We start from the raw sequence: 12,385 nt of genomic DNA on the forward strand, positions 1-12,385 counted from the left end.
AATTATTTCTTGTCTATAATTTTAAAGAAATGTTTAAAAAGTAATTATATCCTCCGTTTTTGTTACCGTCCCCTAAATTATTAGTTTAGCAGAAAAAACTAAAACATTAGAACAAATTGGTATTAAAAAAGCAAAAAATTTACAAGAAATCATTAGTCAAGTAAGTGAAAAACAATTTTTAACAGATAAAATTATTGGAAATAAACGTTATTTATTTAATTATAACCATGCTCCAAATCGCGAAACAATAATACAAAATTTAGGTTTTGTTGCTGAAAGACAATATAAAAATAATTTTGCAAAATTAGAAGTACAAGAATTAAAAAATTATTTATTATTACAAAATGAATTAATAAAGTTAAGTCCACAGTTAACTCCTAAATTTAAAATTAAAGATATTGATAAAGCAAACAATTTTTTACAAAAATATAATACTGATTTAAAAGAAGTATTAAAAATGAACCAACATGACTGATTAAATTTAGTTCATACAATACATGCAGAAAATAGATATGGAAAATCTTTAATTTTAGATTTACAAAAAATTCGTGCTAATGCAATTAAATTTAATTTTAAAAATAGTTCAATTCATAAATTAGTATTAAAAGCAAATCAAACTTTTAAATATTTTGATATTAAATTTTATTTTAAAAAAGGTTTAAATAAATTTTGAAAAGATACTTCATATTTTGAAAAAATAAGAATAAATATTTATAAATTACAAGAGAAATTCGAAAAATTAGAAAAACAAGCATTTGAAAAAATTAATAAATTAAAAGAAAAAACAATTGATGTATTTACAAGTGCTGAAAAGAAAGCAATTAAACATGCACAATTAATTCCATTAAATTCACCAGTATTTATGGCTTGTAAAATTCAACCTTTATCATTAGATAAATGTGGAATTACTATTTATCATCGTAATCCTAAATATAAACCAATTGTAGTTATTGATAGTATTATCAAAGCAGAAACTTTTGTTATTCAAATACATCCATTTCATTGATATAGATGATATAGCGGTTGATATATTGGATATGGAGTTAGTCAAAATAAATGATTAAAAAGTATTGCTTTTGCTCCACCAGTTGTACAACAAATGATTAAAGATAGTTTTAAAATTTATAGGCAAATATTAAGGACAATTAGAACTTATCATAAAGTAGTTAATGTTATTAGTAATCCTATTGATAATGTCAATAAATCATTTAAAAGGGTGGGTTTAAAATTCTCAGTTAATACTGTATTTGGTACTGGATTGTTAAGACATTTACTATAATTTGCATATAATCAAGTTGTGAAAAAAGGAAAGAAAAAATTACAAAAAGAAATTATACATATATCACATAGAAAAACTAAATCAAAAACCAAACGTTATAAAAAAGCATTTTTTAAGGAATGATAAAATATGATTAATAAACTTTGAACTGGTGTCAGTTTAGAAAATTATAATAACTGATATCCATTAACTGGAACAATTACAGAAATACCACGACAATATATAAATACATGACCAAATGTTGATGATTGATTTAAAACATTTGCTATTCGTGCTCAAAATGATATTAATGCTTATCTTGATTTTATTTTATCTAAATTTCCTTTTGATAGTTTTAAAGATGAATTAATTAAAGAAACATTAAGAGATATGGTTTATGTTATGGTTGAACATTGAGTATTTAATCGTACACCAATTGAATTTAATGTTGATGCTACTATTCAATTTAATAATGGTAATCAATTTAGTGCAAGTAGTACTCCTACGATTAATATTTGAGATTTAGCACCTAGTAGAATGAAAATATGAGCAAGATTAACAGAATTAAAACAAATATTTTCAAATTATAATAATGATGAAATAGATGTTGAAAAAATTGACTTAAAAGCATTTTATACTAGAAACCAAGTTAATGAATTAATTCAAGAACAAAAAGAATTTACATTATCAAAGCAAATAAAATTATATGATGATACCATTAATGGTAATAAAAATGAAACATATAGGGGACCAGTTACAAATTTAATAAATAAAGGTTATGTTGCAACAGAATATGACTCAAAAACTGAAACTATGATTTTAGATTGACCTAATGAAATTGGAACATTACCACCTGATGTTTTACAAAACAATCCACAAATTGGTGATTATACACATGCACCAACTTGTGATTTTTCTGCTAAACAACAAAAACGAATTACTACAAATGAAAATGAAATTACCAAATTAAATAGTGAATTAATTAAAACAAACGAAAATATTAATGATGTTAAAAATAATTGATTTAATATTGAAACTAGTCCCTTATGAAAAAAAGTTGAAAATAATAATATAGAAATATTTAAATGATATTTTATTAAAATCAGTTATCAATATTCAACAGAAAATAACTTTATGAAATTTTATAAAGTAATTAAAATTTATTTAAATAATGTTTTTAACGAATTTGAATTGTTAAATGTTGATTCCATGACTTATGGAGAACAAATACAAAATAAAAATATTTTAAATATTGGAACTATTTACTATAACAATAAAAAGAAACAATTTAGTGGTGGTGGTAATTCTTATCCTGAACTTGGAAAAATTAATTTAATTGGTGATATAGAAGAAATATATCAATATCAAGGAATAGATACACCAACTGAATTTATAGCAGAAGAAAATACTGAACATGATTATTATACAAAACTAGAAACAAATCAATTATTAGATAAAAAACAAGATAAGTTAATTGCTGGTGAAAATATTAAAATTGATGAAAATAATAAAATTAGTGCTACTTGCGGGAAAACTGATTTAACTGATTATTATAAAAAAGAAGAAGTAGATAAAAAATTAGACAATAAAATGGATAAAGACCAATTCAAATATGCTTTTTCTATAAATACTATTGGTACTGAAATTCCTAATTTAGAAACTACTGATAAAACTGTTGCTGGTGCTATTAATGAAATTATCAAAAAACAACCACAACCAATTCCAATTCCTCCAAGTAGTTCAATCAATATTTTTTTCAATTTCGCTTAAATATTGCATTGAATCATTTTCATCAAAAATTTGATTTACAATTTTCGTTAAAGGCAATGAAGAAGTAATTGGTTTTTGAAACATTTCAAAAATAATTTTTGACAAATCAAAAATATTTTGAATTTTTAATTTAATTCCCTTAATTTTTAATTCATTTTTTTAGATTTATTATTTTTAAAATCACAAATTTTATTTTCATATTCATCGAATAAATTTACAACTTCCTTTTTAAAAATTTTATCAAGTTCTTCAATATTTAATTTATATGGAATTTCAGAATTACTATCTTTAACTAAAATATCCTTAAATTTATTTTCTCTTGACATTATCTCCTTAATTTTTTCATATTCATTACTTGTTAAACTAATTTTATTATCACAATCTTCATCAGTAACAAAATATTTTGATTGATTAGCAATAAAGTTATAAATATTTAATACACCTAATTGATGATTTTCACAAATTGTTTTAAAATGTTTTAATATTTCAAAATTATTATTTAATTGCTCTCTTAATTTATTTAACTTATTTAAGTCCTTGCACGAACTAATTTTTTTAATAAAAAAATATTATCATTTTTCAGGATTTCTATTTTTGTTTTCATAAATTCAATATTAGTAATATCTTTTTTAATAAAATCACTAAAATCACTAAATAATAAAGGATGATTAAAAACATTAATTATTAAAATAATTGAAATCAAACTTTTCAAACTGTATAAATTGTCTTGATCAATATATTGCAAAGAACTATGCAAATTTTTTCTAAACAATTGACTATCAAATTTTTCATCTTCTTGGTGATAATATTTGGCAATATTACTAATAGAACTATCAATAGCATTATATTCTGCACAAGTTATATAGATAATATTAAGCGCAGTAATAATGTCTTCTTTAGTTAATGTTGGTACTTGTGATTTTATTTTTTGTAAAATGTTAGTAATTAAATGTTTACCTACTCCCATTATTTTTACTCCTATCTTTTTTAATCAATTAAAAGCTCATATAGCCATTAAATGGTTATATGAGCTTTAGTAGCTTTAATATTATATTGTAATAATCACTTTTAATTATAGATTAACTTTAGTTTTAATATTCAAAGTTGCTGAATTTTGTAACTGTGTCTTTATTGCATTGGCTACATGTTCAACATCGGTACCAATAACAATTTGCAAAGATTCTTTATTCAAAATTTTAGTACCAAATGCTCCTGCGGCCTTAACTTTTGCCAAATTAACACGTGATGTATCTTTAACAATCAAACGTAACCTAGTAGCACAATTATCAATTTCAACAAAATTATCTGCACCAATTGCTTCAATTAATTTTGTTGCCATTAATGTATATTTATCACTTTTAAGATTTTTATTGCTTAACTCTGATTTTGTTGTTACTTTATTTTCTTCAACACCAAAATCTTCTTCTCTTCCTGGCGTTTCAATATTCATTTTAGTAATTAATGTATAAAATACAATAAAATAAACTCCACCAGCAGCCACAATTAATAATAATACTCATAGTGGATTTGAAGTAATATGATAAGCACCTGTAGCATGATTAGCAAATCCTCATGATTGAGCAAAAGAAATGCAATAGTCAATAATTCCAGCACTAAAACCAAAACCAACTTGGATATGCAATGCTGTCGTTATTGCAATAAATATCCCTGTTAATAAGGCATGAATTACTAATAATAATGGAGCAATAAATACAAATGAAAATTCAATTGGTTCAGTGATTCCACTAATAAAAGAAACTAAAGCAACTCCTCCTAAAAATCCTGATACCATTTTTCTATTTTCTTTTTTAGCTGCCATAATTATAGCTAAGGCAGCAGCAGGAATACCACCCATCATAATAGGAAAGAAACCTGATTGAAAAAATCCAGATCCTTCAATACCTCTAGTAAAAGCATTAATGTCTCCATTTACTCATTCCGTTGTTCCAGATGCAGCACCTGTAATTGGAGATATTATCTGACCATTAATTGGTAATTGAAATCAAAAAAAAGTATTTAAGATTTGATGTAATCCAAAAGGTAATAATAAACGATTTAATATTCCATAAACTGCTGTTCCTGGAATAGCAACTGCTGGATTATTTGGATTAGCAACTAATTGACCAAATTTCATTAATACTAATTGAATTCATGGTCAAACAATAGCAAATGCCAAAGCAGTGGGAATAGTTATTGCTAAAGCCACCATTGGTGCAAATCTTCTACCACCAAAGAATGATAATGCTTGAGGAAGTTTAATTTCTTTATATTTATTATATAAAACTGCAGATAAACACCCCGCTACAATTCCACCAAAAACACCAATGTTTAATACATAAATACCACCGATAATAGTTTTACCATCTGTTCCAAATTCTTCTACATAAAATAATGACGAAAATTTTTCACCTTTACTTGATGTAAAAGTTAAAACATTTTTATATAACATTTCTGGTAATGAATGTTCAATTGACGTCATTGCAGATATTGCCAAATAAAATACTGCTCCAACTAATGCAGCTTCACCACGATGATCTTTAGCTAAACCAAATGCTAAACCTAAAGCAAATAATAATGGTAAATTATCAAATACTATTTTTCCTGGTTGTTGAATAATATATGAAATTCAATAACCAACTTCATTAGTAACATGCATAACACCAGCATCAGTTGTAGTAGTAAATGTAAGCCCTAATGCTCCAAATCTGTTTAAAATAGCAGCGAATGGTAATACTGCAATTGGAAATTGTAATGCTTTACCTAAGTCTTGTAAAAATTTTAAAACATTATTTCAAGGACTTTTTTCTTTTGAGGTTTTTAATTCTTGTTCTAGTTTTTTTTGATAAATTGTTATACTATCGTTTTTTTCTTTATGTTTTTTTCAGAAAACTAAACCCATATTTTAACCCCTTCCTAAAACTTTTTCTTAATTTTTCAAAATTAAAACATTGAACTTATTGAAACTGATAATAGCACAATGGCACCAACTGTTGCACAAAAACCTCTCACAAACTGAGTATCTTTTTCATTATTTGCTGTAACCGTTTCAACACTAACAAATTTAAAAATAAATGCTTTTTGATTTCAATCATAATCGTAACTAACTGTTTGCTGAACTTTATTCATATTTCCTTCATGTGAAATACTATTATCAATAAACTTTGTATCACTAGATACAATAACTGAATTCTTACTTTGATCATTATAATAATAATCTTTTCCATTTATATGAAAATCGACATGACTTTTTATATCAGTTAATTCTATATATTTTAATTTTGAAGGAACACTAAAAAGAACAATAACATTTTTTTCAAAAGTTTTAACTGTAGTTTCTCCATTATCAGCAAAAATAGGGTATTCAACAATATCAATTGGTTGTATTACATCATGTAAATTATCAACATTTATTAAATTGGAATTTTTTACATATGAATTTAATATCGAAGAAGTTGAAAATATTGATGCTGCTGATAATGCTATTGTTGTTAACATTGATAAATATTTTTTCATAAATAACACCTCTTTTTTTAATAACTTCTTAAAATCTTAAGAAGTTGGATACATCATAAACCTTTTTTTTAAAGAAAACAATAAAAAAACATTTATAATAAATAAATGTTTTTTAATAATTTTTACGATTAAAATAAAAAATGAAATTCATTATTAGCGATTTTTTTGATAATTATATACTAACTTAAGTACTGTTTTTAAAGGTAATATTCTAATAATAGTTCTTGTAATTTTATTAGAAATTCCTGTAATAATAACACTTTTTCTTTTTGTTTTTAAGGCTGTTTGTAAAGACTTTTTAGCATAAGTTTCAGTATCTAAAACTGGTAATAATGAACTATAATGTTCTTTATTTCCTTTACCATTACTACTACGATTTCAAAATTCAGTTTTTAATGGACCTGGACAAATTGTAATTACTCTTACTTTACTTTTTGCTCTTTTTAATTCATAATTAACTGCAACACCTAAACTTCAAACATATGATTTAGAAGCATAATAACTAGCAAAAACAGGACCTGGACTAAAAGCTGCCATACTTCCAATATTAATAACACGACCATAATTATTTTTACTAAAACGTTGAACAAATAACTTTGTTAAAATATGTAAACAAGAAATATTTAAATTAATCATATTTAATTCTTGTTCTAACATACTATCTGCAAATGTTCCTCAAACACCATAACCAGCATTATTAATAACTACTGTTACATTTAATTCTTTTGATAACTCAAATAATTTATAAATATTTTTTAAATCAGATAAATCTAAATCATAATTTTTAACTTGTAAGTGTGGATACTTATCTGCTAATTCTAATATTTTTTTACTATCACGTGATACCCCTAATACGTGATAACCTTGTGCTAATAATGCTTGACAGTAATAATATCCCAATCCTTTAGACGCTCCTGTAACTACTGCTCACTGATTCAAAACAATTACTTTATTTATCATTTATATTAATACTCCTTTTATTTTTAGATATTAAACAATTTTTTACTATTTGAACTAATATAATTATAAGCACTAAAAATACTTAATACTGTAGCAACGTACATTGGTATCATTACTAATTGATTAATTAAACCATATTGATCATTATTACTATGACCATTAACACTACCATTTAAAAATCGTCAATTAATAAAAAATAAAATTGTAATTCCTAACATTTGTAATGCTGCCTTTATTCTACCATATTTATCAGCAGTCATTACTGTACCTTTAGTAGCCAAAATTTGACGAACTACATCAATAATAAAATCACGTAATACCAAAATAATTACCATTCAAACCGGAATTATAGTAGCACATGCCATTACAATTAAAACACCATTAGTTAAAAGTTTATCTGCAATTGAATCAAAAAATTTACCAAAAGTTGTTACCTGATTAAATTTTCTTGCTCATCATCCATCAATAAAATCACTAATGGCAGCAATAATAAATAAAATTGCTGCTATTAACCAACTAATCGGTAAACTATAACTATTAATATTAATACTTGTTATTCAAAGATGATAAAAATTATCATTATCTATTGGACCAATAATCATTAAACTAACAATAATTGGGACTAATATTAATCTTATTAAAGAAATAATATTGGGAACATTCATATTTAAAATCCTTTCATATAAGTTTATTTATAATATTTAACATTATTATGTACTTACCTTTTTTAGCATAATTTATAAAAAGTAAAACTTATATTTTTGATCTATTCATGAAATAAGTATATCGTTATTTTCTATATCTATCAATAATATACATTTATATATTAAAATAAATATTCTTTTATATACAATTTCTTAACTATTGTTTGTTTTTTATTTTTCTGATTTTTCTCTTTCGGCAGCAGCTTGTGGATTTTTTCTTTTCTCAATATAATAGAATAAACCAATATAACTTAAATAATAATCTTTATTAAAATCAATTAAACGTGAAGCATTTGTAACAGTTGCTTGTCCTGCCGGTTTACTTCCTCATTCATAAAACGGAATTAAACGTGTTTTTGCTGGATTATGTTTTGCTAAAAAAATAACAGCAGTATCAAAATCTAATTTCATTAACTCACTACCTGTAATTAATTTTTTACCTTGTAATGATGAATTAATATTATCAGCTTTTTTATCTTTATTACCAGAATGGCTATAATTAATAATTGTTTTTTCACCGAACATATCTGAATATTTATTAGCGGTTTGTAAATCCATAGTTTGCAAAAAAGTATGCAAAATACAGTTATTAAAAATAGTTTCTGCTGTTTCTTTACCATATTTTTGTGTTAATTGTTGTAAATCTTGCATAATCATCATGAAAAAAATATTACGACTTCGTGCAACAGTAATCATTTGTGCCATACTAGCAATCGTTGGTATATTACCAAACTCATCAAATAAAAAGTATAAAGGACGTGGTAATTTAATATCAGGTAAAGTACTTGCATAACGAATTGTATTTTTATATAACTGTGCAATAAACATTGATACAAAAGCATTACGTTCATTACTTTCATCAGGAACAACTAAGAAAACAGCACTTGGTTTTTTTACAATTTCATCTAAATTTATATCATTACTACAACTAATATTTCGCGTCACTGGATCAGTAAATAAACGTAATCCATTAGCAACCATTTGACTAATTGATCCCGCAGTTTCTTCAGCACCTTCTAATGCACCTAAACCAATTTGACGAGCTAAACTATGAGTTGGCATTTTTTTTAGAATTTCAACATATCGTTGACGATTAGTAGCAACAATAGCAGCATTTGACATACTAAAGTATTTTAAAGGAACATCAGGTTGATCTTCAAGTTGTTCTAGCATAAATAACATAATTGATTTAACAACTTGCATCGCTGATTGATTTCAAAATTTTTGTTTTGGATCTGATTCAGGAAATAAAGCTTCAACAATATCATTAATTCATGATAATGCCATTGATTCATAAGTAATTGATTCATTTAAAGGATTATTTTCTTTTTTTAAACGCATTGATTCTACATAAAAATCATATACTTTAACAAAAGGATTTCATGAATTAGATACTGATGTATCACGTAAATTAATAACATAAACATCGTAACCATTATCTTTTAATATTTTAGAATGATTTTGAAATAATTCTCCTTTTGGGTCAGTAATAACCATTGATGGTTTAATTTTCGATTGGGCATTTAAATATATAGTTGGAATAACTAATTTTTGAGTTTTACCACTTCCTGTTCCCCCAATTACAATATTATGAGCATCAGACTTAATATTAAATTGGACACCACCAATTTTAGTCTTTGTTGTTTGAACAACAATACCGTAATCATTTTCAACAGTTTTTGATAAAGGAAAGGTATTAGCAATTTCAGTGGGTGTTAATCAAGCAGCAGATCCATACACTTTATTTTTTGAATCACGTAAAAAGCGACTTTTATTATGAGTTTCACAATAAATTTTATATTTATGAATCATAAAGTAAGATAATAAAACTGAAAATTCAATAAGAAATAGAATTAAAAATATTAATCAATAATTAATAACATCCTGTATTAAAAATTTAAGTGTAAATGGTTGTTGATTATCTCCACTATGAGAAAACATGTTACGAACAAAGACTAAAGCATAAACTAATAAAGTATTTATTAATACTAAAAAGGTTATAACAATTATAATTACTGCTGGTAGTACTCATTTTTTTTGACGAATAAATTTCATTTTTATGTTCCTTTATTTTTTATATATTTTATAATAATTTATATTTTACCCATATTGGGAAATAACACCAGCAATACCTGATATTATTAATAATAAAATACCAATAGTTACATTACGTCTTCAATGATAACTTTTTTTCTTTTTAAATTCATTTTTTGTTTTTTTAAATTTCATGATTATTTCTCCAAGATTTTAATATTTTACTTTTTTATTCATCAGGATCTCCTCTTCTTGCATTCTTTCTAGTGTTATTTAAATTTACAAAAGGTTCAACAAAAGCACCCTTAGCCATATTATTTAATCCAACAAAAGGGCTTTTTAAATTATTTTTTGTATCTTGTCATTTAGTACCTTGATCATGAGAATTTTGAAATTTACCAATTCCTTTAGCAACTCCTTTAGTACCTTTACCTAAATAACCTGTTATACCATTTTTTAATAGTCCATTTGCTTTCTTTTGACTACCATCAGGATTTCTTCCATCTTTAGCACCACCAAATGCAATTTGTTTCCCAAGTTTTAATGCACCAGCACCACCTGCTGCAAGGCTAGCAAAAGTCCGAGCTTTACCCATAATATTTCCAGCAATAGCTGCTCCATTAGAATCAATAGCACTTTGTACACCTAAGTTTTGTGTTACTAAGTGATTAATAATTTTTTGAGTTCTTAAACAACTAATAGCACCAGCTGTACAAAATAACGTATATAAAACTTGTTTTTCAAGTCAACTAAAATTAGTATTATTAGTAATATCTAATATTGCCTTTGGTAATATTTGAAGAAAGATATAAATAGGTAACATCGTTCCTGGACCAATAATAAACTTACCTATTACCATTTCTTTTCAAACACCCAATCTTTTTCCTTGATCAACAGGCATCATAGAAGCAACAATTGGTGATATTGAAAATAAAAGTAATAAATCAATAATTCTTTCAACCAATGTCATTGATGCAACAAATAATACATATAAAGTAAATCACACCGCAATAATTTCAAGAATAAAGTTTCAATGTTTTAATTGAGAAATAGGTGGCATTGAATAAACACCAGGATCATGCTGAGCAGCATTAGCATCCGGAGCACCAATACCTCATAATAAATCAGCTAAACTAGCATTTTTTCCTAAAGCTGTAATTTGTAAAACTGCCAATAATCCTGTTATTAAATAATTTATAGTACTCATAAAAAATGGAATGAAAACAATTACTAAAAAAGCTAAAAATGTATTTTTTATAGCTTTACCTAATTTTTCTCTAATTGTATGTGTTTCAAATTGAATAATAATTAATTGCATAATAAACATAATAAGTATTACGCCAATTGAAACAATTGCTAATGCTAAAAAAAATACTGGTAAATTTTTACTATTAAGTGGATCTTTAGTAAAATCTCCAAAAACTAAATTAGTTATCGCATCAGTTGTTAAATAATCAAATATGCCGCCATGACCATGATTAGGTGATCTCAATAAAATATCAATTAAATATAATGGTCCTTGAATGAAAATAAGTCAAGGTATAAATAATAAAGCTCCTAGTATAATATCTGTTAGTCAATCCATATTTTCATCTCTTTTCTCTTCATAACTTAATATTAAGTTAATATATAACTTTCTTTAGTTAGCTAGGAAGAATATTTGGATTACCACCAAAAGCTTGCACAAGAGCAATTATTATTGCTGATGCAGTAATGCCAATAATTGGTGCAATTAATGTATACATAAACGCTTTTTTAATCTCACTTCTACGTTGTGGATCATCACCAGCGGCCGCTAAATCTTTTGCCAATATAATTATTTTAAAAACACTAAATGCAATTAAAGCAGCAATTAGCAATCCTGCAACTGCCGAAACATAAGGTTTTGCTACATCAATGATTTTATTTATATCAGGTCCATCTGATAGATAATTAAAAATCATAAGTTTTTCCTCCTTAAATAATAAAAAAATAAAATTATTTACTAATCAAAATTGTTTATAAAGCATGAATTTATCTAATAATATAATAAGCCCTATTTTACTCCTTAAAGAGATAAATTAGGACTTACAGTCAAATTCATATGTTATAAATAATGTTGATACACTTTAATTATAGTTGGTTTTAAAATAAAGTAAATAAAAAT

The 12,385-nt window shown here is 24.9% G+C and carries 12 protein-coding genes; 2 read left to right on the top strand and 10 right to left on the bottom strand.

Going from position 1 to position 12,385, the window contains the following annotated elements:
• The first annotated feature begins 457 nt into the window (after nt 1–457).
• Both AACK83_RS04190 and AACK83_RS04195 read left to right on the top strand, forming a co-directional pair.
• Complete coding sequence (locus AACK83_RS04190) at nt 458–1,279, top strand: hypothetical protein (RefSeq protein ID WP_338959524.1); 822 nt, start codon at nt 458–460, stop codon at nt 1,277–1,279.
• 129 nt (nt 1,280–1,408) lie between these two features.
• Nucleotides 1,409–3,028 carry a hypothetical protein gene (locus AACK83_RS04195; protein ID WP_338959526.1) on the top strand — a complete coding sequence of 540 codons (1,620 nt, stop codon included), beginning with the start codon at nt 1,409–1,411 and terminating at the stop codon, nt 3,026–3,028.
• Nucleotides 3,029–3,174: 146 nt separating this feature from the next.
• Here AACK83_RS04195 and AACK83_RS04200 read toward each other — a convergent pair whose 3' ends face one another.
• From AACK83_RS04200 to AACK83_RS04245, 10 genes are all read right to left on the bottom strand, one after another.
• Entirely contained in the window at nt 3,175–3,354 is a 180-nt protein-coding gene (locus tag AACK83_RS04200; protein ID WP_338959528.1) for a hypothetical protein, read from the bottom strand.
• A gap of 203 nt (nt 3,355–3,557) precedes the next feature.
• The gene (locus AACK83_RS04205) at nt 3,558–3,995 is read right to left on the bottom strand and encodes a hypothetical protein (RefSeq protein ID WP_338959529.1); all 438 of its coding nucleotides are present in this window, start codon (nt 3,993–3,995) and stop codon (nt 3,558–3,560) included.
• 105 nt (nt 3,996–4,100) lie between these two features.
• Nucleotides 4,101–5,927: a PTS transporter subunit EIIC gene (locus tag AACK83_RS04210; protein ID WP_338959530.1), complete on the bottom strand. Its 1,827-nt coding sequence runs from the start codon at nt 5,925–5,927 to the stop codon at nt 4,101–4,103.
• Between the two features lie 41 nt (nt 5,928–5,968).
• The gene (locus tag AACK83_RS04215) at nt 5,969–6,541 is read right to left on the bottom strand and encodes a hypothetical protein (protein ID WP_338959532.1); all 573 of its coding nucleotides are present in this window, start codon (nt 6,539–6,541) and stop codon (nt 5,969–5,971) included.
• Between the two features lie 153 nt (nt 6,542–6,694).
• Nucleotides 6,695–7,501 (bottom strand): SDR family NAD(P)-dependent oxidoreductase, encoded by an 807-nt coding sequence (locus AACK83_RS04220; protein ID WP_338959534.1) that lies wholly within the window; start codon nt 7,499–7,501, stop codon nt 6,695–6,697.
• Nucleotides 7,502–7,524: 23 nt separating this feature from the next.
• Nucleotides 7,525–8,166 carry a CDP-diacylglycerol--glycerol-3-phosphate 3-phosphatidyltransferase gene (gene pgsA, locus AACK83_RS04225; protein WP_338959535.1) on the bottom strand — a complete coding sequence of 214 codons (642 nt, stop codon included), beginning with the start codon at nt 8,164–8,166 and terminating at the stop codon, nt 7,525–7,527.
• 210 nt (nt 8,167–8,376) lie between these two features.
• The gene (locus tag AACK83_RS04230) at nt 8,377–10,260 is read right to left on the bottom strand and encodes a VirD4-like conjugal transfer protein, CD1115 family (protein WP_338959539.1); all 1,884 of its coding nucleotides are present in this window, start codon (nt 10,258–10,260) and stop codon (nt 8,377–8,379) included.
• A gap of 45 nt (nt 10,261–10,305) precedes the next feature.
• Entirely contained in the window at nt 10,306–10,434 is a 129-nt protein-coding gene (locus tag AACK83_RS04235; RefSeq protein WP_338959541.1) for a hypothetical protein, read from the bottom strand.
• A 34-nt stretch (nt 10,435–10,468) separates the two neighbouring features.
• Nucleotides 10,469–11,824, bottom strand: coding sequence for an Mbov_0396 family ICE element transmembrane protein (locus AACK83_RS04240; RefSeq protein WP_338959543.1), 1,356 nt, complete (start codon nt 11,822–11,824; stop codon nt 10,469–10,471).
• Between the two features lie 58 nt (nt 11,825–11,882).
• Nucleotides 11,883–12,182 (bottom strand): hypothetical protein, encoded by a 300-nt coding sequence (locus AACK83_RS04245; RefSeq protein WP_174480067.1) that lies wholly within the window; start codon nt 12,180–12,182, stop codon nt 11,883–11,885.
• Nucleotides 12,183–12,385: the final 203 nt, after the last annotated feature.

Source organism: Spiroplasma endosymbiont of Tiphia femorata, assembly GCF_964020225.1.
Lineage (GTDB): Bacteria > Bacillota_I > Bacilli_A > Mycoplasmatales > VBWQ01 > Spiroplasma_E.